Source organism: Oligoflexus sp. (genome assembly GCF_035712445.1).
GTDB lineage: Bacteria > Bdellovibrionota_B > Oligoflexia > Oligoflexales > Oligoflexaceae > Oligoflexus.
In genome coordinates this window covers 26,036-47,329 of sequence record NZ_DASTAT010000050.1, presented here as the reverse complement: position 1 = coordinate 47,329, position 21,294 = coordinate 26,036, and the positions used below count along the sequence as shown (strand labels likewise).

The window sequence follows — 21,294 nt, the reverse complement described above, 5'->3', positions numbered from 1 at the left end:
CCAAGGTAGGCATTGAAGGCCTGGGCCACGAGCACACGGGCGATGCCTGTATAGTTCAGATAAAAACTAAGGTTCCAGAAGGACGTCAAGAGCCCGACGCGTTTATCAGGCTGCATGACCTGACCATCGAGAAGCCGCTGCGGGGTGACCTTGGTGTAGGTCACCAAAGAGGGCGTCTGGTTCCGCGTGACGGTATAGTTTGCCAGCAGCTGATCACGGGCATCGTGTCCATCAATTTGCGAATAGACGAAAAGGTTGAAGTCCGCGTAATAGTCCACGATGGGAATGACGCCGGCATCTTCACCGGACTTTACCGATCCCACCGGGCGGATTTTGTAGTGACCGATTTGCCAAACCACACCATCCTTGCCGCGCCAGTGAACGCTTTCCATGCAGTCATCCAAAAGCTCATCCAGAGCCTTGGTCTGACGATCCGCGGAAAGGCCGACAAATTTTTTGTAGTCATCATAGTCCGGGTTTTCCCCGCAGACATCGAGCCAGATCTTTTTATAGACATAGGCGGCATCGCGCTGGCAAAGATTCCACTGGCCGTTCACCAGCTTCGTGCTGCCCTGGCAGCCGTTTTTCGTGGGATGGCTGTTGTCATCCCCTGGCTTATGTCCCGCCTCGATTTCCTGAAGATTGGTGAAACCATCACGGTCGCTATCGTCCTGACCAAAAGCCTCGACAGCCATCCGCAGGGCATCGGCGGAAGGCGGAAACTCGGTCCCGGTCTGCTGGATTCCTGCCTTCACGCTGCTGCCGAAAGGATTCAAAGCCGGCGGCACCGCCGCGTGGCAGTAGTTGCAGCTGATCGCAGCCCCCGAACAGGACGGGCTGCTGGGAAACGCGTCACAGAAAAGATCCACGGCCTGGGGTTTGCCCAGAGCGGACCCGCTGAGAAACAGCATCATGAAAAGAAGGAGGGACCGCATGGGACACCTCATTCCGGAAAGCCAGCCTGAGACCAGGCTGAAAAGAGTTTCTTCGGTTCATTGGCCAGAGCCCCCGAAGGCGGCATGGCTCCACTCAGAACGCGGCCGATCAAACCTTTCTGTTCCGCCGCGGCTTTCACCTGGGCATAGGTGCTCAGGTCAAGGCGCGGGTTGTTGTTCGGCCGATGGCAGCTGACACAGTTTTCGGTGATCAGCGGCTTGATGTCTTTCGTATAGGTGACGTTATTCGCGGGAACACCGGCAGGACCTTTGTAAACGCCTGCGAAGTAGCGGAGTTCCTCATCACCGACGTTGGTGATGATGCCCGAAAACGCCCGCTGACCGTTATCAATGTAATATTCCGTCCAAAGATGGAAACCAAGCGCCAGGGTCTCGGCATCGGAACCGAAGCGATTGGTGACGCGATAGGCGACATCGCCCTTGAAAACGCCCAGCTGGGTCATGCGCTCATTCGGGATTTTTTCGACGAGGATACTGCCGCTGTATTCCTTGCCCACGGTTAAAACCGGGTTATTGGTCGTCGTGACCTTGGCTTTGATGTTCTTGAAAAAGCGGAAATCACCCAGCTCCTTGGTATACCGCGCGGCATCTGCAATCGGTGAAATGGCAGGCGCCACCGGCGGATAGAAATCCACTGTGGTGTTATAGCCGTCACGGGTATTCACAAGGTGATCAGAGGCGCGGATCGTGCACACGATCCCTTTCCAGTCCTTGGCGAAGTTGGAGTTATTGGGAACGGTATAATTCGTTACATAGCCTTTGAATTTGCGGGTCAAGTCCAGGGCGCGCTGATTGATGGGCTCGACATCGGCGAGCGGTCCATAGACGGATGTCCCGTTGGAATTGGCGTGCGTGACATGCACATCCAGTGTCGTTTCCAGAAGGGTTCCGTGCAGATCCAAAGTCGATGTGATATCGACATTGGCGACGGCAAATCCCGCGTTGATGACGCGCGTATAGGTTTCCGTCATCTGCGTGGAAAAAGTCTTGGCATTGGAATCGGCAAAGTCCGGGATTCCGCACTGAGGCAGAACGATATTCAGATCCTCGGTATCCTCGCCGGTATCCACAGTGCGGCCGGTCGTGGCGCCGGCGACGTCTTCCTGGGTCTCGGGTTCGATATACTTATCGAGGTTATTCAAAGCGTCAATATCAAGAGCCGACTTGGGTTCGGATACAACCTTGGATGGATTGTCATTTTTTTTGCGCGTACAGCTCATCCAACTGGAGCTGATGATCAGCGCCATGAGAAGACTCCAACGAGCCTTGTGTGCCCAGCCTTGCATGATAAACTCCCGGTCTCATATTCTTTCCCCTACTCTTGCAAAATCGCGACCAAAATCAGGCCCATAATTGAGCTGTATCTGTCTGTTTTTATTGTATTATCAAGAGTAAGAAAGAGGGTGGGATGCAGCCGCTGCGTCAATCGAATTCCTGGATTTCCGGTTTTTAAAATGGTTTCCGTGGCTTGACAGTTTCCAGGCGGTAAAAATCAGGGGAAAAACGCCGAAATGGGAAAAGGTTCCCAGAGAAAAATCTCCAGGAACCCTGCACACAAGTGTCGCGCAGAGGCGAACTTCCTATTTCAAACGAATGGTTATGGTCTTCTCGGAGCTGTCCAGCTCGAAGCGGGCGGCTTCGAATTTCGCCGGCCCCATCGTGCCTCTGGCATTATTCGAGAAACCATAGTCCTCGGTGGGAATGCCCATGAAATTGGTGTTGAGCTGGCCGTTGCCATCCTCGTCATGGAAGCTTTTGATGGCATACGTGCCGTAAGGAAGATCGCGGAAATGGACTTCGATCCGGCCTTCCTTGCTGACGATGGTCTCGCCGCGATAGCGGGCCTCATGAAGCGGGCCCTGATCGAATTCAGCCGCGGTTTTCTCCAGTCCGACCTTCACCTGGCCCTTGGAGTTTTTGATGCCTTCGACGACCACGTGCAGGGTTCCCAGCTGAACCCCCTGACCGAGGACGCTGGTGGGCAAAAAGCCGATCACGACCAGCAAACGACTGAGGCTCTTTCTCATACATCTCTCCCTTGTTCGCTTTTCAGACTGCCGGCGTATCCACGGGGGCTGTTGATGTAATTGGCGCTTTGCGGCCGGCCATAGGTTTCATTGAAAAGATTCAGACTGCGGGGATGCTTATAGATGAACTGCATCCACCGCATATGCGCGGGCGCTTTGACGAAGCGCATCATATCCCGGGGACTCGTCCAATAGCTCACGAGCAGAATGGAAAAGGGACTGATGACCCCAGGCAGGATATGCGTGCAGCCCGGGGCTTTTTTGGTGGCCCAGATAAAGCTGATGACGTTCATCCACATGAACAAAAATCCGCGCAGGTTGCGGCAGGAAAGGCCGACGATCAGCGTCAGATGCTCGGCCTTGTCCAGATCCGGTCTTTGAACCAAAGTCTCTTTCATACGGCCTCCCCTTTTAGAATGCGTAGGTCACGCGTAATGCCAAGGTTTCCTTGTTATTCAAAAGCAGCTTGGGACTCGTCGTGGCAGCCTCGGTCTTTTGATATTCCGAGCCGATGCTGGTGCTGTCGTTCACATGACTCGAAAGTATCAGCCGCAGCATGCGATCCTCGTTATCGAGGCCCTGCAGATAAAAAATCTGCGGTTCGATCAGGGTCTGGAAAAAACTCAGGTTCGCCGTGACAGCGATCCAGGTCAGGAGCGTTTGATCCCGCTCCACTTCCGTCCATGGTCCCTTCGAATAGGCCTCGGGAAGGGTCTTCCAAAGATCATTATGAAGCTCGACGCCCAGGGTCTGAAGGCCGTCGTCACTGGTATAGTTAAGGCCCACGATGCTTTGCATCAGATCGGTCCGCTCCACCTCCGCCGCGACGCTGGTGGCGGGAAAATTCTGATGCCAGGCGAGGTCCGTACGCAAAAGCCAGGCGGCGGCGGCATAGGAAAGGCTCATGCCCGAGGTGGTCACCATCTCTTCGTCGATGATGATGTCCGTCTCACCCGAAAACGCCTGAAAGCGGTACGAAGGTTCCCGCGGATGATGCCGGAAATAATAAAGCCGCGCATCCACGCCTTCCAGAAAGATACCGAGTCGTCCTCCATATTCGCTGTCGGCACCGGCCTCATAGCGGCGCTCGTCCGCGATCTTGTAATCACCGATCGCCTCGGGCTGACGACTTTTCACCGCCCAGGGCACAGCGATCAGCTGGGCATCCAGGACGCCTGACTTCCATTCCCCGAGCAGCATGGGACTCGACTGCTTGGCGCCGGCATCATAAAATCCGCGCAGGTAACCCACATCCCTTGGATTCACGACATCCAGGATGGGCAGGAGGAGGTTTTCCCCCCAGCTGACTTCCTGCAGACCAAGGCTCCATTTGAAATCGCCCCAGGGCTTTTCCACGAAGGCGATCAGCTTTTCGACGTTCCGATCCCCGGGCTTTTCATAAGTCTGGCTGTCCTCGCCATCGACGATCAAACGGTACTGCAGATGAAAGCGCGTGGCCGTGGCATCTGCTGAAAGACTCCAAAGATGCTTGTCATGATAGAAAAGCTGGCTATGCTGCGTGCGGCCGGCTTCCAGATCATGGGCATACTCGATCCCCAGGCTTCGTCCCCGGTTTTCATAGACACCGGGGAGAGCATGCGCTGCGGTCCCGATCAGCAGCACAAGGCTGCCTCCCCACATGAGACGGTTCATGACACCCTCTCACTGAAGATTATTCTGCGTAAACTGCGTCGATGGAAATTCGGCCTTTTGCATATCAAGAATGCGCAGGACGGAGTAGTCCTCTTTGCGATCCGCGTTCTCGATCACGATACGCGTGGGTCTTTCCTTGCCCGCGATGCTGCGATACTCGGTGAATTCCACCCGCTTCAGGACTTTTCCCTGGAGCGAGAGATATTCACCCCGAACCGGGCGGAAGTTACTCTTGTCAATCCACACCCGAATCCCGTCATACGTCAAACCCCGACGTTCGGCTTTCAGAATGAGCACCCATTCCTTCTCGCTCTGCGATTCCAGAGCCGGCTTATAGTCACCGACCCAGGTCATGCGGCTGATGTCGCCGTTCGCGGCCTGGCCGGTGAGCTTTTGGTTCAGCGTCACCCGCAGGGAACGCTTGATGTTCGGTACATAGGCCCACATATCCTCGTTCAGCATCAGAAAGTTCTTGCCCACCTCGCGCGGCGGCTCCAGGGTACGGATCAGCGAGCTTTCCTTGCCCCCGACCTTGATCTCGTAGCGAAATTTGCTCTGGTCCGAGGATTCCACGGAAACCTCCATCCGATAGGATTCCGAAGGTGCGCGGATCTCATCCGCTTTCTTCAGAATCTCATCAGCCGACTGAGCCACGAGGCCTTGCGAACAAAAGACGAGTGCCAGTCCTAATATGAAACGCATGACGATCCCTCCTTAGATCACGGTTTTCAAAAGTGAGATTTCCACATGTTCGATCAGGGCACTCAGGATGTCCTGAGGCAGCTCACAGGCCACCTTCTCGCCATCGGCACCGGGACGGGTCCAGATCGTTTGATGATCGGCTGTCGCCAGTTTTTCCGTATGGCCTTCCGGAGTCACCTTATGGAACTCGAACTGCAGATCCACACCGTTCTGATGAACCGCTTTGATACCCATGGTAACCAGGATATCATCAAAAGGCATCGCCTCACGAAGATGTTGAATGCGACTCTTCACGCAGGTCAGCTCCCCCGCTTCCCCGATGCCGCGATAAAGATGCGGCGCCAGTCCGTGGAAGTAGGAATCCCGCAGCTTGCCCATCCAGATCGAATAGTTGCCAAAGTAGAGGTTACCCACAAGGTTGGCATCGTAAAGACTGGTTTCAAAGACCTTCTGCGCGATCGTGATCGCTGTATTCGGGCCCTCGGGCGCCTGGAACAGCGTTTGACCTTTGCCAAGACTCCGATAGGGCTCAGGGGCCGGGATATAGCTGTTGGGCTTGTCATTGCGCGCGATCATGCTCGCGATGAAGTCCCGGTATTCCACAGGGAACTCAGCCGGACGGACGATACCATGATCGAGGATCTCGACCCAGGTAAAGCCCATCTGACCCGTGGCTATGCGTTCTTCGATACCGTCTTCGCCGAGCGAGACCCAATCGAAGTTCAGCGTGGCCGAGGAATTCTTCGAGCCACCGACCTGGCCGCACCACATGCGGGCTTCGACCACGCGATCGCGGTTCCGGCATTCACCCAGGACTTCGATCGAAGCCCAGTTCGTGACCTGGCCCCAGCGGCCGGTTTCGGTCAACTCACGGATCTTGTCCAGCACCGGGAGCGAGGACATTTCCCGCGACTGGCCCATCCAGTTGAAGAAGTGCGAAAAGTAGATCGAGCGATTCAGGTTCGCAAAGGTCTTGAAGTCCGGAATAAAGCGATGGACGAAGACCGATTGATCCTGGGGACCATTAGGCTCGGCACCGATCACAAGGCGCTTCGCGAGGCCGCGGTAAGGAGCCAGAAGACTGTTCTCTTCCACCGGCAAGGCTTCGCCCTGGATCAGATCCATGGCCTTGGGCAGATGAGCCTTCTTTTCCAGGAACTGCAGGCGATAGTTCACCATGCGTTCCAGGATACGGCCTTCGGGATTGAAGACGGTGATCGTCGCGCTATAGGACTTGTCATCAACCTTATGGACATCGCTCCAGCAGAGACGCTCCACTTCGGTGTTGTAACCGCGGTACAGTTCCAGGCGCTCGATCTCGATCGGCAGACATTGATTCTGCGGAATGATGATCTGAGCCGACTGCAGAAGCGCATCACGGAAGTAAGGATCGCCGAGCGTATGCGCGCCGAGGTCAGCTGCGTTGGTGCGGGCCAGGAACAGCGTGCGGCCTTCCGTCTCGTTATCCGATTCCAGATGGTGCAGGCTTTGAATGCGCTGGAACATCGGGCCTTGGAAGAGGATGCTGCCATAGAGCTGCTTCATCGGGTCCACAGCAAGGCGCTGTTCGGTCACGGGAATGCCTTCGATCTCGGCCCCGTTCAGAACCTGCAGTACGATTTCGGCTGCGAAATGGTCGACCTTGAAACCACTCAGAGCGGTTCGGATACCGGCTCTTACGCGGACGGTGTCATCACCAGCCTTGTATTCCAGGACTTCAGCATGGATTTCTATCGTGCAGCCCTGCTGTCCGACCGTGATGGGACGGGTCAGCTGAATGTTCTCAAGGATCAGGCTGTCGCCGAGATCATGCTGCAGGGATACGATCTGCGCCATGGCTTCCAGACCATGAACGGTGGGCAGAAGGTAAGCGCCCTTGTAGTTGTGATCAAGGAGATAGGCATGCTCACTGTGATTCAGGTGAACGCGCGCTATCGTTTCCACACCGGCCTGATGATGCACGATATCCTGGGCAAAATTCAGAGCCAGCTGATCCTGCTTCAGTCCTGGAGCTTTCTGCGCGCCGATGGTGCCGAGGCGGGACGAGATCACCGTCTGCTGATCACGACTGATGCCGCGGATCAGCTGCATGAAGCGTTCGATGCCCTGCTCGGGACTGATCGAGCTGATGCCCTTCTGCTCCAGGTTTTTATCACTGCCCATGCGCGCGCCCATGCCGACTTCCGACCAGACGCTATAGGCCAGAGTCTGGGTGTGCGCCTGAGGGTTTTGCTTTTGGTAGCGACGGATCATCAGATCAAGCGCTTCGTTGGCGAAACCATACCAGGCGTTGCCAGGCATACCGGTCACACCGATTACCGAGGTGAAGCCCACCACAAGTTTCAAAGCGGAACCTTCCAGTGCGCTCAGAAGATGACGCATGCCGAGGATCTTGGGAGCCATTTCCTTCTCAGCATCCGCCGCTTTCACGGAAGACACAGGACGCGGCTGATTGCTGCCGGCACCATGAATCAAAGCGGTGGGCTCGCCGAGTTCCTTCCGAATCTGTGCGACCATACCCTTCACAGCATCACCATCAGTAATGTTGCAGGCGTAATAGGCTGCGACCAGACCGGCGTCACGATAGCTGTTCAGAGTCTTCTGGATCGGATGCTCAGGATTACGCGAGTCCTCATCGCTCAGGCGCGAGGAGCCGATCAAGGCCATCTTCACACCATATTCCTTGGCCATGGCGATGGCGCATTCGGCCGTGATGCCTTTGGCGCCGCCGGTGACCAGGACCACATCCTGGGCATCGAAGTTCAAAGGACGCTTTTCATAGGTGCTGGGTTGATCCAGCTGCAGTTCCGGCTGAAGGCGCTCGCCTTCCTGAGTATAACCGGCCACGCCCAGCGCAAGGTCGGAATCTTTTTCTGCAGCCAGTACATTCAGCATCCAGCCCGCGTTCGAAAGTTTGTCGGCGGGAACGGAGAGGCTGCGAACCTTAAGGTCGGGTCTTTCATGCGCAAGGCTTTGAGCAAAGGCCTTGCTGCTGAAAATCTGCTCACTCGCCGAGCTGCGACCGAACTGTCCATCATCACCTTGAACGAAGATCAAGGTGCTGCCTTTTTTCCAAAGCTGGCGACCGACCTGGGCCAGAAGCGCAACGGCTTCGTTCCAGGCTTCACTACTTGCTGCTGTTGGCAGAAGGATCAGGGATACTTCCGCCTGCTCGCTGATGACGGCGCCTTCGGTCTGAAGCTGCTGCTGCCAGCTGGCGACAAGAGCGGCATCCGCAGGTGAAGCCATGACGGCAACCGTATTCCCATTCCAAAGACCCTGAGGCAGGGCTTCAGACGGCTGCAGAGCTTCGGTAAAATTGCGAACCCAAGGTTCCTTGTTTTTGCCGAGGCTCGTTTCCGCTACGCGGCTTGTGACGACTTTCTTCGGCGCTTCCGGTGCCGGGGTGCTGGCCGCAGCCACGGGCGCTGCTTTTTCAGCGGAACCGACTTTGCTGCGGATGGCGTCAGCCAGTTCCTGAATGCTGGCATTGGCGAAGGGTGTTGATTCCAATTCGCCGGCGATTCCATAATGCATGCTGACGTTGGCCACGAGTTCGCTGGCCTTGATGGAATCCATGTTCAAATCGTCGAGCAGACGCATTTCAGGCTTGAGGGTATTCCTTTCAAAACCAGTCAATGCTGTGATCGTGCCGTAGATGATGTCCTCGATCGAGGCCCCTGCAGGAGCCGAGGCAAGGCTTGCAGGTTGTGCAGGTAGAGGTGCGGGAGCAGGAGCAGTCACAGGGATGGGAGCAGCAGGAGCGGCGATCACAGGAGCGGATTTCATAATGGGAGCGGCAGAGCCCTGGGAAAACTGAAGTGCTTTTTCCGTGGGGCTCGCAATGAAATGCTTTTCTTCAGGACGAACGAAGGGACGCAGATAACGCGCCTGATAGAGTTCATCCCAACGAATGGCGACGCCCTTGGTGAAGGCCGTGGCCAGAAGGACTTTAAGATCGGCGTCATGACCGGGACGCGACTCGGTTGGCAAGCAGAGCGTTGCCCCTGGCATGCGTTTCATCAAACCGGAAAGGATCTGCGAAGGACCCACTTCGATCAGAAGTTCGCACTCAGCGCGCATGGAAGCGGCCAATGCGATGAAGTCGACCTGCTCCAGAATCTGCTGGCTCAGATAATCCTTCAGATCGGCCTCGCCGGACAAGGCCTGGCCATCGGTGCCGCGGAAGAATTTCAGAGCCGGTTTTTTGAAAGGGATCTGGGACAGAGTTTGAGCAAAGGACGCGGCCGCCTCTTCCATATAGATGGAATGGAAGGCGTTCGAGACCGGCAGAAGGCCGCCTTGAATACCGCGGGATTTTGCGGCGTCCAGGATGGACTTCAGGGCTTCGGGGTCGCCCGACAGAACAGTCTGATCAGGTGCGTTGCGATTGGCAATACTCGCTGTTCCGCTGACGGTTTCCATCAGCTGAAGAGCGGTCTGTGCATCACAGGTCAGATGAATCATGGCACCCGGACGATCGGCCCGATGCGCCATCAGCTGACCGCGAACTGCGGCAAGTTTCACCAGAGTTTCAAAATCAAAGGCTTTGGCTGCATAAAGAGCGCTGAGTTCGCCGAGGCTGTGGCCACCGACGATGGCCGGCGTCATTCCCAATTTTTGCAGCATATCGAGCCAAAGAGCATTGATCACGGAAATCGCGGGCTGTGCAAGTTCGGTGCGCGACAGCTGACGGGCTGCGTCCTCAAGGTTGCTGCCAGCGTCGATCAGGAATGCGGACGAGAGTTTGATGTCACTCGTGGCCTGAGCCACCGCATCCGCTTTTTCCAGACGGCTTTGCGCCCAGCTGTGACGCTGAATCAATTTACGGCCCATGTTGGGTTTTTGTGCGCCCTGGCCAGGGAAGAGAAAGCCCAGTTTCGGAGCCTTGCTGCTGTGGCCGAGAGTGATAAAGGCCGAGCCTTCCATCTGCTCGCGACTGCTTTGCAGCTCCATCGGCTGGCTGAGGAGTCCCAGAAGTTTTTGCAGAGCGTTATAAGCCTCTTCGGGTTTGCTGGCGACGACGCTCGCACGATACTGCTCGTGATTCTGAACGAAGCGTGCCGACTCCTGGGCCAGGTCACCGAGTTCCGCGCGACTGATGCGGCGGACATAATTCAGGGCCTGCTGCACTTTCTTCTGCAGAAGGGACTGCGAGCTGGCCGAGAAGACCAGAACTTCAGCCTTGTCATGCGACTGCAGCATCACGCGTTCATCAAGCCGAGGACGCAGATGATCGGCAGGAAGGCCATAGCTTTCCAGCGTTGCGTGCGTATTGATGCCACCAAAACCCATGGCCGAGACGCCGGCGCGCATGGTGCGATCCTCGTCCCATTTCCTGCCTTCCATCAAAGGATGGAAGTGACGAGCCTTTTCGCTGAAAAGGGCATTGGGTTCTTCAACGCCTGCCATCGGCGGCTGAACGCGCTGATTCACGGCGATCGTGGCCTTGATGAAGGCACCGATGCCGGCAGCTGCTTTGGTATGACCGACGATGGATTTGAGCGAGGTCAGACCGATTTTGTGTTCGGGGGTTCTATCACCGAGGACTTCGACGAGCGCCGAGATTTCCACCTTGTCACCGACCGTGGTTCCAGTGCCGTGACCTTCGATGAAGTCACAGTTTTCCAGACCGTAACCAGCCATTTCATAGGCTTTGCCGATGGCTGACGCCTGGCCCTGAATGGACGGAGCCGTCATTCCACCTTTGCCATCGGACGAGATGCCCCAGCCTTTCAGCACGGCATAGATGCGATTGCCATCACGCTCGGCATCAGAAAGGCGTTTCATCACCACAAATCCACAGCCTTCACCGGGAATAAAACCATTCGCGCGTTTATCGTAGACACGCATTTCATCGGGGGTCAAGGCGCCTGTCTTGGCAAAGCCGATCAGTTCGAAGGTATCAAGACTGATGTCAATGCCGCCTGCAAAGGCCACATCAAGGTCACCGCTCGACAGGCTGCGGGCTGCGTTGATCACAGCGAGCAGTGAAGACGAGCAGGCGCCATCGACTGTATAGCCGCCGCCATGCAGATCGAGGAAGTTACAGATACGACCCGCGATGGTATTGGAAAGAGCACCGGCCAGGGTGTCTTCGTTCACACCGGGGAACACGGATTTGAAGGCTTCTTCAACCGTGCGCAGATAGCTGTCAAGGTTGGCTCCGCTCATGCCGCGGGTGCCGGCTGTCTCGCGCAGAACGCGTTCGATATAAGGCCAGCGCATGCGCATGGCGTTGGTCCGGGTCCATTCGCCGGTCAGGGTATTACCGAGGACCACTCCGGTTTGAATCTTCTGCAGGGTGGCCAGATCAAGGCCGGCATCATCCAAAGCCTTGAGCGCCACGTCGAGCGCGAGCCAATGAACGATGTCGGTGCTTTCAAAGGTTTGCTTCGGGATCCGGCGGCCCTTCCAATCAAACTCGAAGCCATCGAGTACCGCGGCTTCGGTTCCATAGGTCTTATCAGGGGTCGCGCGATCGCTGCTATGATACTGATCCAAAGGAAGACGCTCGTCCGGCATGCGACGGAACTGCTGGCGCTTCGCCAGAATATTTTCCCAGAATTCCACCAGGGTTTGAGCACCGGGATACCAGCACGACATTCCAATGATGGCAATACTCTCGCCTCGCTCTTGCTTCTTCATGACGAACTCCTCGTGTGCCTGCTTTTAACTTGCTTGCGAATACTTGCGAATTGTTTGCGTGGAATAGAGCAAGAGCTGCGCCACCGGTGTAAGTCCGGGAAACCACGAGAAGCGAGGCTTTGATGACAGTCGTGCACGACTTGCCCCGGCGCTATCTTTTCTGAATGATCTTCTTCACTAAGGTTTGCACACTCTGATCTTCCTGCATTCAGGACCTGTCACAAGCCAGCATCCCTGGGTGACCATTGCGTGTTTCGGAAAAGCGAGAATTGGAGTGTCGGACTTTGACTTGGACTTTCAGGAGCTTCTTTCAGAAAGGCATTATCTTTTTTCGGGACCCTGGGTTTAGGTCCACTCCTTGCACGCAAGGAACGGACCACACAAAAAATCTGTCGCGAGGAACTTATGCTCTATGAAGGACGCCAGCTCACATTCGCCTACGGGCGGGATGGCAAAGATAAGGTCTTGAACGAAGTCGATGTTCGGATTGAAAACGGCGAAGGCATCTGTTTAACGGGCCCTTCCGGGTCCGGTAAATCCACGCTCCTCAATCTTCTCGGTTTGATCGAGGCGCCCCAGGGCGGCGATCTCCGTTTTCTGGATCGGCCTGTTCATTCCATGAAAGAAGACGAGCTGAATGACATTCGGCGCTTTCATATAGGATTCATCTTTCAGGATTTTCAGCTGATCGATGTTCTGTCCGTCGAGGAAAACGTCGAGTTCTTTCTTACCCGGCAGCAGGTTCCTAAAAAACTGCGGCAGGAAAGGGTCGCGGAGGCCCTCCAGGATCTTGGTCTCTGGGAACATCGTCACAAGCGCCCCAACCAATTGAGTGGCGGACAAAAGCAGCGCGTGGCCGTGGCCCGTGCGCTTGCGAAACAGCCGCTGGTGGTGGTGGCGGATGAACCCACGGCGAGTCTTGACAGCCGCACGGGTCGGCAGCTGATGGAGAACCTGAAGAGCATCCAGGAAAAGCGTGGGGTCACGCTCATACTGGCCTCGCATGATCCCATGGTGCTTGGTTTTGGTCTTCGTGAGATACGCATGCAGGACGGCCGCATCCTTTCCGCGGACAAGGAGGCTCGACATGTTGGCTAAATTCGCACTCAGAAATATTCGGCGCAATTCAAGGCGCTCACTGGTGGCCCTTGGCACCATTGCCGTCGGCGTCTTCGGACTGCTGTTCCTTCAGGGCTTCTTCTCTGGTTTGATCGCGCTGCACAAGGAAAATTCCATACACTCCCGCTTTGGTCACGGCCAGGTCATGACCAAGGGCTACTGGGGCCAGGCCTTTGAAAAACCCTGGGAGCATTGGCTCGAAGATCCGGACGCCCTGATGCATTATCTGCGTCTTCAGCCGCATGTGAAGGCCGTCTTCCCGCGCGTTCAATTCTTTGCGCTGCTCAGTAACGGCCGCATCAACGTCGCCGGTCGCGGCCAGGGCGTGGTCGGCGCTTCTGAACAGAGTTTCTTTAACAAGATGAATTTCATCGAAGGTGGCGCGATCGGTGCGCAGAAGGATGGCCTTGTCCTGGGTGTGGGGCTGGCTCGGGCGCTCGGCGTCAAGGTCGGCGATAATCTGACCGTCATGGGTCAGACCGTCGACGGCACCATCAATGCCATCGACACGCGCGTCACGGGAATTTTTCAGGTCGGCATGAAGGAGGCCGATGACGCCCTTTTTCAGGTGCAGCTGAGTGAAGCCCAGATTCTTTTGAATACCCAGCGCGTTGAATCCATCACCATCGGTCTGGAGGATGAAAAATACTGGGATGGAATTCAAAGCGGTCTGCTGCGGAATTTCCCCGGCTATGAGGCGCTTTCCATCTATGTGCTGGATCAGGTCTGGGCCGAGAACGGTGAACGCTTCCTGACGGCGCTTTTGAATATCTTCCGTCTCGTCTTTCTCGGCATGATCCTGCTCGCGATTTATAACAGCGCCTCCAATACGGTTCTGGAACGCAAGCGGGAACTCGGCATGCTGCGCGCCAATGGAGAGTCGCCTCAGGATCTGATCCAGCTCCTCGTGCTGGAGGGGCTCTATCTGGCTCTGGCTGGGGCTGCGCTCGGGATTCTGATGACGCTCACGGTGCACGTTCTTTCAGGTCAGGGAATTCCGATGCCGCCGACGCCAGGAACCAATCGCCTTTTGCCCGTACGTCTGCATCTGGATTCGAGCTCCATCATGCTGGCCATGATGCTGGGCGTCTTCACCTCGACAGCCGCGACGCTTCTGTCCACGCTGCAGGTTCTGAGACTTTCGATCGTCCAGGCGATACGCGCCGCGGCATAGACTCTGCAACAGGGGAGTCAGGGTTCACGCCCTGACTTCTCCCGCTCCTGATATGCTTCCTGGTTTTTCTCAAGGGCTCAGGCCTCACGAAAATAAGCACTCCAAAAAAACTCTTTCAAATCAGTGGATCCCAAGGAAGGGCCTTGTTTCGCGCGGGCATTTGCCTCTCTGTCGGAATCGACGCAAGGCATTCTTTCAATCAAATCAGGTTGGTAAGGGCATCAAGCGCAAAACATCTGTTTGGACTGACTTTTTTCCAGTGAACCACGGTCAGATCTAACTCGCGGGAATTGCGCGAAACCGCGCGTGGTCCTGGCTTTGCAAAACATACCCTCGCAAGCATTCCAACGCTAATGAAACCGAGGGAGCCCATCATATGGCAAGCAAGTGGTCTTTGGACCTGTTGAACAAAGCCTGTACGGCCGTGGAAGATGAAAAGGCTCAGGCCTTGGCGGAACGTGATCCGAAAATCGTCCTGGAGGAGTTTCTGCAAAAGGTGATGGATGAACCGGCGGAAGAAGATCCGGTGCATGATGCCTATCGCGTATATTACGGCATCGCCTGTATCGCGATGCTTGCGGACTCAGGCACGACATCCCAAGCCCTGGTGCCGAAGCTGGAGCGCATCATCAAAAGTCTGCTTCTGCGTAATAAAGTCAAACCGCGGAAGAGTCAGCTGGGTCACGTCTATCGTCAGGTCGCGGAGATTCTCGGTTATTATTATTGCCAGAAGGGTGACCTTGATACAGCGATCTGGGAAGTATCCATCGGGCACACGCTGGCCCAGGGCAGCAGCCAGAAGCCAGGTGAAATCAGCCAGTTCACCTATGCTCATCTCGCTTTGAATAACGGTTCGGCCATGCTCGCCTGCTCGCTCTTCCGTCAGCTGAAGGAAGGCACGACCAGCAAGTTCTGGTACCAGGTGGCTCTGGTGGGAGAGATCAAGGCGCTGCGCCTCGCCGGGCAGCGGGCTGTCGTTCCTGAGCTGCTGCATGAACTGAATAGCCTTCCGGCTCATCCCCGCGTGAAAGAGCATACGCTTTGGGAAAACCTGATGCATAAGATGCCCGAGGATCTGGATGCCTGGATCGCGGCGCAGGACGAGGAAACGCTGCGCCCTTCCCTGGCCGTGCGTCTCGCGCTCTGGCTCTATGCCCAGCAGAATCCGGCCGCGCACCTGGAGACGATCAAGAAACTGCGCAAACATCGCAGCTTTTTCAAAAAAATGGTCCTGGATCAGAAAACCAAGGTGGCCATCCGCGCCTGGGAAGTGATCGACACTCTCTATGATAGTTCGATTCCCTTTGAAGTGCGTCTTCGTCACGCCAGCACCGTGATGGAAATGATCGGCAAGATGTATATTGATGCCCGGAGCACGACCCTGGTCGCGCTGCACCGCTGGGTGATGCGCAACAGCCAGAGTCATCTGAGCCTTTTGGTGGAAGAGGAATATCGTTCATTGAGCCTGCGTCTGAGCCAGGGGATGAACTCGGATGTCCTGAATCTGATGGATACCGTGCCCAAGGGTCGCCGTATTCTTCAGGATATTTTCCCCGCATCATACGGCATCGGCAGTCCCGCTCCTTCGATCAGCCGCTCGGTGGGTCTTCACACCGAACTCGCGCATGCTGATGATGAGCGGCCGTCTGATCCCCAGCTGACTTTGAGCTGGGGCGCATGATCCCCTTTCTTAATAGCTGATTCCCAGGGGCCGGTTGCTTTCCAAAAGCAGCCGCGTTCCCTGAAGGCCCGCGGCTTTTGCATTCTGAGGAACAAGCTGCAGCGAGTTCAGATTCTTGAATGCATAGATCACGAAACTTCCCGGCTTGATCTTCAGGTATTTCACCCGCGATTGATATCTATCATAAATCGCAAGATTCACGACCTGGGTGGAACCCTGGCTGCTGACAGCACCGATCTTCAGTATCTGCTTACGATCCGTGGCGGACACCTGCACTTTCAAATTCAAAGGAACCAGAGTCGCAGCCGGATGCGGCAGCACCACGGACGCCCCCTTGGGCAGCTGCAGGATATCGAAGTGTTCGGCCTGTTCAGACATGGCCGGCCCCAGGTCATCACCGGGAGCGATGTTTTCGTCCTGGGCTGAAAGAAGTGAGGCCCAACCCAGGCTGAGAATGACGATCAGCTGTCTCATCACGCTATCCATTATGAAAGGGATCTCCTTCCATTTTAGGGGCAGCCGACCCTTCTGTAAAACCGGTAAACCTTGCCTGAAGCCGATTAGCCCATCATTACCGGGGTTTGCGCCGGGAAATCAAAGTCCATTTCGCATTCTTACGCGCCCAAAGATTGGCGGCGCCCAGATTTATTTACGCCAAATAATGGAAAGCAAAGACTTCTTTTTCCGGCATCGCCGCTTTCCTAAAAAATTTTTGAATAAGGCCGAATCCAGGATTGATACTTCACTACAGTGAGCAGGCATGAACTGGTCAAACACAGTAAAAAAGCTTGAAATAGTCGAGTTTTCTGGCTTCGGTCAGAAGACGGAACTGTTCGATATTGCCGATGGGCTTCGGGGTTACTACTCGATGACTCATCCAGAAATTTCCCCGGTTGGGCTGCGATTTCCGCAGTCTATCACACTCTTGCAGGTGATGCTTCCATCAGCTGCAAACGCAAGGCCGAACCCTGGTACTTTTAGAGAACGCCAAGGGAAAAAGCCAGCCATCCGTTCGTTCAAACCGGAGACCCATCGGCAATTCCGTCCTCCTGCGGGGAGTCCTTGAGGCCGCTATACTGATAGCAGGACCTCTTTATTATATTGGGCCGAGCTGAACATGAACCTCGAGAAGATACTAAAAGTTGCCGTTCGTGGTGGTGCCAGCGATATCATCCTTAAACCTGGGGTCATGCCCCGGTTCCGCTTTCAGGGCGAGATCCTGAACCTGGCCGATGGCGAGGTCATCACGCCCGAGATGATGATGGCCTGGATCGGAACCCTGGTTCCCCCGCATATGAAGCATCGTCTTCAAAAACTCGAAGACCTCGACTTCGCCTATGCCAGTCCTCTTGGCAATCGCTTCCGCGTGAATCTTTTCCGGCAAAAACAGAGCTATGCGATGATCCTTCGGGTCATCAACAACCATATCCGCACCATGGAAGAGCTGCAGCTGCCGCAGGTGATGCACAGCTTCGCCGAAGAGCGCCGCGGCCTGGTCCTGGTGACCGGCGCCACAGGCAGCGGAAAGTCCACGACCCTTGCGTCCATCATCGAAAAAATCAACGCCTCGCGGGCCTCGCATATCCTGACGATCGAGGATCCGATCGAATTCGTCTTCACCGAAAAGCGCTCCACCATCAATCAAAGGGAAATCGGCGTCGATGCGGAAAGTTTCGCCGCGGCCCTCCGGAGTGCCCTCCGGCAGAATCCCGATGTGATCCTGGTGGGCGAGCTTCGTGATCGCGAAACCACAGAAACCGCACTGATGGCGGCGGAAACCGGTCACCTCGTTCTTTCCACCCTGCACACGATGGACGCCACTGAAAGCATCACGCGTCTTTTATCCTATTTCCCTCCGCATCAGCATCCTTCCCTGAAGATCATGCTGTCCCAGACTCTGAAGGCGATCGTCTCGCAGCGTCTGGTGCCGCGCAAGGATAATAAGGGGATGGTGCCGGCCATTGAGATTCTGATCGCCAATGAGTTGGTGCGGGAAGTCATCCAGAAGGGCGAGGACTTCAACCTTCTGAAAGACGCCATCCGCAACAGCCGCAATACCTACGGCATGCAAAGTTTCGATCACTCGCTGCTCACCCTCTTCAAATCGGGTGTGATCACGCAGGAAGAGGCGCTCGAACATGCATCGAACCGGAAGGATTTGGAATTGGCCCTGCAGGGTTTTGAAAGTTAAGGCGACTGTCTTTCCCTATTCGTGAGGTGGACTCATGCTGCACATCTTACTGCGAATTGCTCTCTGCGTTTTCCTGCATAGTGGCTGCGCAGTCCTTTACAAGGTCCAGCTCAGCGATATGGAATACGCGCCGCGCGGCAAGCCCGTCAGCGTCAAGGTCAGTGAAATGACGGTGGACTTTGGCGAGGCGGCAAGGGTGGCCGGAAAACTCGGAGCCGCTGCGGGATCACGCGGTCTCCAAAATATCGGCAGCGCGGCTGAATATTACGAAACCTACTTTCAATTTGGCCCCCGGACGGGAACACCCGTCTTCAATGAATTCTATGCCCGCGACGTTCCTGAGCGTCTTGCTGCGGAATGCAAAGGCGGCTATCTGACCAACGTGACCTCGATACGGGAATCCCGCGAGTATTCCTTTGTCAAAGGTCAGATCGTGCGCGTGGATGCGACCTGCGTTCAACCCTAGGAAGTGAGACGATATGAAAAGGCTCTTCATCCTTTGTGCATGGATCAGTCTTCTGGGCAGCGGCTGCACCTATACGGTCGCCGTCTCGCAAAGCAATATCCCGGCCCAAAGGAAAAAGCCGGTTACGGCGAGCGTGTCCAAATTCATTTTTCTTGGACTGAACTTTGACAACGACTTTGCGCTGCAGCTGGGCACAAGGCTGAAAGAAGCCTGTCCGCAGGGCAGTGTTCGCGGGGTTACGACCCAGGATATGCTGACGATCTATTTACCCGGTATTTTCTGGGCGCGCGAAACTTCGGCCCAGGGCTACTGCATGCCGCAGAAAGCCACGGCCTCGCTGGAACCCGAATGGGGCGACCTCGCCGCGGCACAGGAGTGAAACTCGATGAAAACCATGATGCTTGTCCTGCTCTGTCTCAGCTTTCTTCCGGCATGCGTGACTGTGTCTTCGATTTCAACGAGTCAGATTCCTCCAGCCGCTGGGCGCAAGCAGAAGGTGACGAGTTCGGCTTCCAATCTGGTCGTGCTTCTGATTCCCTTCGGCAACTCTTTTGTGGATACGGCGCGCGAGGATCTGGAGCGCCAGTGTCCGAACGGAGCCATCCAAGGCATACAGACCAAACATCAGAATACCAACTACTTTCTGGGTCTCGCCGTGGCGCAGGAAGTGGTCATGCAAGGCTATTGCATCCATGTCCGGAAGAAAGGGTGAAGCCCATGAGAATTTTTTTGGCCTGCATCCTTCTTATGCTGACAGGCTGCACGCATTCGATCCATCAGGTTTATGTGAGTTCCCAGGATCCCAAATCCGCCGGCAAGGGGGAATGGGTGACAGTCGATACCCAAGCACTTGTCGTCCTGGGTTTTCAGTCGGAAACGCTGTATGTTGAGCAGGCTTATCGGGAATTGGAAAGCAAGTGCCCCGGTCGCATCGCGCAGGTGACGACCGAGCATCTGACGAGTTTCAAGTTTCTGTCCTATGAGCAGAAGCTTGTGCTGAAAGGCCTTTGTTTGAAGTCCTGATGCGCTTGCAAATTTTTGAATTGGACTGATCACAGAACAAAGGCTATGACCCCCCTGGTTCAAAGAGGAAATCACGCCGCTCGATGAGCAGCGACGAAGGGGGGACCTCATGCCACGGCTCTTACGAAATGCCTTATTTTTTCTTCTGCTTGCAGGCTGCGGCGGCGGGGGTACGGATGAAGCGGACCCACTCAGCGGCGCAGCCGACTCCCCGTTCTGCCCCACTCCTTTTCAGTATCAAAGCAAAAGTCGCCTCTGTGAGACCGCCACGGAAGCCTTGGGGCCTTTTCCTGAGGCCATGATCAAAAAGTGCCGGGAATTCGGCGGTGGCGAAGGCTGTGACGCGCGCGAATGGGCGGTATCCATGGCGCGCAGCACGCGCGGAAGCGCTGTCTGTCCTTTGGGAGCCGTGTTCGAGAATGGTCTTTGCACCGATCAGAACCATGCCTATGGCCCCTTCTCGCTCTCGCATGCTGCGGCCTGCCGCAAAAAAGGAGGAGGCGCGGCCTGTGATAGCATGCGCTGGGATCTTGATTTTGCCCTGAGCAGTCGACCGCAGGATCCCTTCACCTTTCCACTTTCCGGTCCAGCCCTCGCTGATTACACCGAGCCGCCGCGAAGTTTTGGATCCTGCCGCGATGATTGCACGCGGCGTCATGCGGCTGCGGACCTTTACGCTGGAACCGGCACTCTCATTCGCGCGGTCAGTGAGGGTGAGGTCATCGACTTCTATGAATTTTATCTGGGCACCTATGCTCTGGTGATTGATCATGGTTCCTTTATCGTGCGCTATGGAGAGATCACGGGTCATCTGCCGGCCGGCATCCGCATCGGTGAGCGCGTGCGCCAAGGCCAGGGCGTGGCTTATGTCGGCCGACTGATCGGATTGAATCAGGATATGCTGCATTTTGAGCGCTTTGCAGGCTGGGCCACGGGGCCTTTGACTCTGCGTGATCGTTATCCCTATCAAAGGCGTGCGGATCTTGTGAACCCGACGCAGGACCTTTTAGCCTGGAAATATCCACTATGAAAAAAGTCATGGTCCTTGCGCTTGTGATCCTGGGTTTCCTGGCCTTTTGGTTACTGCGAAAACCGGAGGCGGAGCCGCAGTCCGTGCAGAACGAGCCGCGTTCTGAAGAAACGCGGGCCGAGCAACCCAGGGCTGCGCCGATGCCAACACCAACCCAGGTTGCTCCCAAAGAAACCGTAGTCCCCGAGCCGGTGGAGCGGGATTGGATGGCGCTTACGCTGCAGCATAAGTTGACCCCGGAATCTTTGGAGGCTTGGGCCAAAAAAGAGGGCCTCACGTTAAAGCAGGAAACCAAGGGTCATCCGGCCTCTGGCGAACGTCTTGAGATGAGTTGGGGACAGGAGCCCGTGACAACAGCTGTCTTTGACATTCTGGGCGCGGGGCGCTATCAGCTGAGCGCCGTGCGGAGCCTTTATCCACCCGGATCGGAGTTGAAGGATCTGAAGGTCCAGATGCAGCATGTTCTGAGCCGCCCCATCGAGCGCGAGGATGCCCGCACGGTGGTGTTTCGTGCGGATGACGAGGGCATGATCGTTTGGATGGCGCAGGAAGACGATGGACGCATCAAGCTCGCCTTTGAGTACGGTGCACATCCTCACGAAGCACCTTAATCGTTTGCCTCTG

General features: G+C 55.9%; 17 protein-coding genes and 1 pseudogene. 10 read left to right on the top strand and 8 right to left on the bottom strand.

All coding sequences use genetic code 11. The features are described 5' to 3' along the window. From VFO10_RS10140 to VFO10_RS10110, 7 genes and pseudogenes are all read right to left on the bottom strand, one after another. Window positions 1-935, bottom strand: a pseudogene (locus VFO10_RS10140) (hypothetical protein); the annotation flags it as partial. Between the two features lie 8 nt (window positions 936-943). Continuing rightward, window positions 944-2,242 (bottom strand): hypothetical protein, encoded by a 1,299-nt coding sequence (locus tag VFO10_RS10135; RefSeq protein WP_325139645.1) that lies wholly within the window; start codon window positions 2,240-2,242, stop codon window positions 944-946. A 294-nt stretch (window positions 2,243-2,536) separates the two neighbouring features. Further along, on the bottom strand, window positions 2,537-2,983 hold the full coding sequence (locus tag VFO10_RS10130; RefSeq protein ID WP_325139643.1) for a DUF2141 domain-containing protein: 447 nt from the start codon (window positions 2,981-2,983) through the stop codon (window positions 2,537-2,539). Further along, a complete protein-coding gene (locus VFO10_RS10125; RefSeq protein ID WP_325139641.1) occupies window positions 2,980-3,381 on the bottom strand; it encodes a monooxygenase family protein in 402 nt (133 codons plus the stop codon). Before VFO10_RS10125 ends, VFO10_RS10130 begins: the two co-directional genes overlap by 4 nt. Window positions 3,382-3,394: 13 nt before the next feature. Continuing rightward, complete coding sequence (locus tag VFO10_RS10120; protein ID WP_325139639.1) at window positions 3,395-4,636, bottom strand: DUF1302 family protein; 1,242 nt, start codon at window positions 4,634-4,636, stop codon at window positions 3,395-3,397. A gap of 9 nt (window positions 4,637-4,645) precedes the next feature. Further along, window positions 4,646-5,338 (bottom strand): outer membrane lipoprotein-sorting protein, encoded by a 693-nt coding sequence (locus VFO10_RS10115; protein ID WP_325139637.1) that lies wholly within the window; start codon window positions 5,336-5,338, stop codon window positions 4,646-4,648. Window positions 5,339-5,350: 12 nt separating this feature from the next. Continuing rightward, window positions 5,351-11,986: an SDR family NAD(P)-dependent oxidoreductase gene (locus tag VFO10_RS10110; protein WP_325139635.1), complete on the bottom strand. Its 6,636-nt coding sequence runs from the start codon at window positions 11,984-11,986 to the stop codon at window positions 5,351-5,353. 405 nt (window positions 11,987-12,391) lie between these two features. Here VFO10_RS10110 and VFO10_RS10105 point away from each other — a divergent pair, with 405 nt between their 5' ends. From VFO10_RS10105 to VFO10_RS10095, 3 genes are all read left to right on the top strand, one after another. Further along, the gene (locus VFO10_RS10105; protein ID WP_325139633.1) at window positions 12,392-13,084 is read left to right on the top strand and encodes an ABC transporter ATP-binding protein; all 693 of its coding nucleotides are present in this window, start codon (window positions 12,392-12,394) and stop codon (window positions 13,082-13,084) included. Further along, window positions 13,074-14,279 (top strand): ABC transporter permease, encoded by a 1,206-nt coding sequence (locus VFO10_RS10100; protein ID WP_325139631.1) that lies wholly within the window; start codon window positions 13,074-13,076, stop codon window positions 14,277-14,279. Before VFO10_RS10105 ends, VFO10_RS10100 begins: the two co-directional genes overlap by 11 nt. A gap of 376 nt (window positions 14,280-14,655) precedes the next feature. Next, window positions 14,656-15,960, top strand: coding sequence for a hypothetical protein (locus VFO10_RS10095; RefSeq protein WP_325139629.1), 1,305 nt, complete (start codon window positions 14,656-14,658; stop codon window positions 15,958-15,960). Between the two features lie 9 nt (window positions 15,961-15,969). Here VFO10_RS10095 and VFO10_RS10090 read toward each other — a convergent pair whose 3' ends face one another. Next, entirely contained in the window at window positions 15,970-16,446 is a 477-nt protein-coding gene (locus tag VFO10_RS10090) for a hypothetical protein (RefSeq protein ID WP_325139627.1), read from the bottom strand. A 631-nt stretch (window positions 16,447-17,077) separates the two neighbouring features. On the opposite strand from VFO10_RS10090, the gene VFO10_RS10085 reads away from it, so the two are divergent. The 7 genes from VFO10_RS10085 to VFO10_RS10055 all read left to right on the top strand — a co-directional run bounded on the left by VFO10_RS10085 (window position 17,078) and on the right by VFO10_RS10055 (window position 21,281). Then, the gene (locus VFO10_RS10085) at window positions 17,078-18,151 is read left to right on the top strand and encodes a PilT/PilU family type 4a pilus ATPase (RefSeq protein WP_325139625.1); all 1,074 of its coding nucleotides are present in this window, start codon (window positions 17,078-17,080) and stop codon (window positions 18,149-18,151) included. 34 nt (window positions 18,152-18,185) lie between these two features. Continuing rightward, window positions 18,186-18,617 carry a hypothetical protein gene (locus VFO10_RS10080; protein ID WP_325139623.1) on the top strand — a complete coding sequence of 144 codons (432 nt, stop codon included), beginning with the start codon at window positions 18,186-18,188 and terminating at the stop codon, window positions 18,615-18,617. A gap of 13 nt (window positions 18,618-18,630) precedes the next feature. Beyond that, window positions 18,631-18,996, top strand: a complete 366-nt coding sequence (locus VFO10_RS10075; protein ID WP_325139621.1) for a hypothetical protein — start codon at window positions 18,631-18,633, stop codon at window positions 18,994-18,996. A gap of 6 nt (window positions 18,997-19,002) precedes the next feature. Then, window positions 19,003-19,329, top strand: a complete 327-nt coding sequence (locus tag VFO10_RS10070; RefSeq protein ID WP_325139619.1) for a hypothetical protein — start codon at window positions 19,003-19,005, stop codon at window positions 19,327-19,329. Window positions 19,330-19,334: 5 nt separating this feature from the next. Beyond that, a complete protein-coding gene (locus tag VFO10_RS10065; protein ID WP_325139617.1) occupies window positions 19,335-19,640 on the top strand; it encodes a hypothetical protein in 306 nt (101 codons plus the stop codon). A gap of 109 nt (window positions 19,641-19,749) precedes the next feature. Continuing rightward, on the top strand, window positions 19,750-20,670 hold the full coding sequence (locus tag VFO10_RS10060) for a M23 family metallopeptidase (protein ID WP_325139615.1): 921 nt from the start codon (window positions 19,750-19,752) through the stop codon (window positions 20,668-20,670). After that, complete coding sequence (locus VFO10_RS10055; protein ID WP_325139613.1) at window positions 20,667-21,281, top strand: hypothetical protein; 615 nt, start codon at window positions 20,667-20,669, stop codon at window positions 21,279-21,281. The genes VFO10_RS10060 and VFO10_RS10055 overlap by 4 nt, the downstream gene beginning before the upstream one ends. Window positions 21,282-21,294 lie beyond the last annotated feature (13 nt).

What these genes read in the sequence shown, in the direction of transcription:
- VFO10_RS10135 (WP_325139645.1), bottom strand. Translation starts at nt 2,242, where the DNA reads ATGCAAGGCTGGGCACACAAGGCTCGTTGGAGTCTTCTCATGGCGCTG.
- VFO10_RS10130 (WP_325139643.1), bottom strand. Translation starts at nt 2,983, where the DNA reads ATGAGAAAGAGCCTCAGTCGTTTGCTGGTCGTGATCGGCTTTTTGCCC.
- VFO10_RS10125 (WP_325139641.1), bottom strand. Translation starts at nt 3,381, where the DNA reads ATGAAAGAGACTTTGGTTCAAAGACCGGATCTGGACAAGGCCGAGCAT.
- VFO10_RS10120 (WP_325139639.1), bottom strand. Translation starts at nt 4,636, where the DNA reads ATGAACCGTCTCATGTGGGGAGGCAGCCTTGTGCTGCTGATCGGGACC.
- VFO10_RS10115 (WP_325139637.1), bottom strand. Translation starts at nt 5,338, where the DNA reads ATGCGTTTCATATTAGGACTGGCACTCGTCTTTTGTTCGCAAGGCCTC.
- VFO10_RS10110 (WP_325139635.1), bottom strand. Translation starts at nt 11,986, where the DNA reads ATGAAGAAGCAAGAGCGAGGCGAGAGTATTGCCATCATTGGAATGTCG.
- VFO10_RS10105 (WP_325139633.1), top strand. Translation starts at nt 12,392, where the DNA reads ATGCTCTATGAAGGACGCCAGCTCACATTCGCCTACGGGCGGGATGGC.
- VFO10_RS10100 (WP_325139631.1), top strand. Translation starts at nt 13,074, where the DNA reads ATGTTGGCTAAATTCGCACTCAGAAATATTCGGCGCAATTCAAGGCGC.
- VFO10_RS10095 (WP_325139629.1), top strand. Translation starts at nt 14,656, where the DNA reads ATGGCAAGCAAGTGGTCTTTGGACCTGTTGAACAAAGCCTGTACGGCC.
- VFO10_RS10090 (WP_325139627.1), bottom strand. Translation starts at nt 16,446, where the DNA reads ATGGATAGCGTGATGAGACAGCTGATCGTCATTCTCAGCCTGGGTTGG.
- VFO10_RS10085 (WP_325139625.1), top strand. Translation starts at nt 17,078, where the DNA reads ATGAACCTCGAGAAGATACTAAAAGTTGCCGTTCGTGGTGGTGCCAGC.
- VFO10_RS10080 (WP_325139623.1), top strand. Translation starts at nt 18,186, where the DNA reads ATGCTGCACATCTTACTGCGAATTGCTCTCTGCGTTTTCCTGCATAGT.
- VFO10_RS10075 (WP_325139621.1), top strand. Translation starts at nt 18,631, where the DNA reads ATGAAAAGGCTCTTCATCCTTTGTGCATGGATCAGTCTTCTGGGCAGC.
- VFO10_RS10070 (WP_325139619.1), top strand. Translation starts at nt 19,003, where the DNA reads ATGAAAACCATGATGCTTGTCCTGCTCTGTCTCAGCTTTCTTCCGGCA.
- VFO10_RS10065 (WP_325139617.1), top strand. Translation starts at nt 19,335, where the DNA reads ATGAGAATTTTTTTGGCCTGCATCCTTCTTATGCTGACAGGCTGCACG.
- VFO10_RS10060 (WP_325139615.1), top strand. Translation starts at nt 19,750, where the DNA reads ATGCCACGGCTCTTACGAAATGCCTTATTTTTTCTTCTGCTTGCAGGC.
- VFO10_RS10055 (WP_325139613.1), top strand. Translation starts at nt 20,667, where the DNA reads ATGAAAAAAGTCATGGTCCTTGCGCTTGTGATCCTGGGTTTCCTGGCC.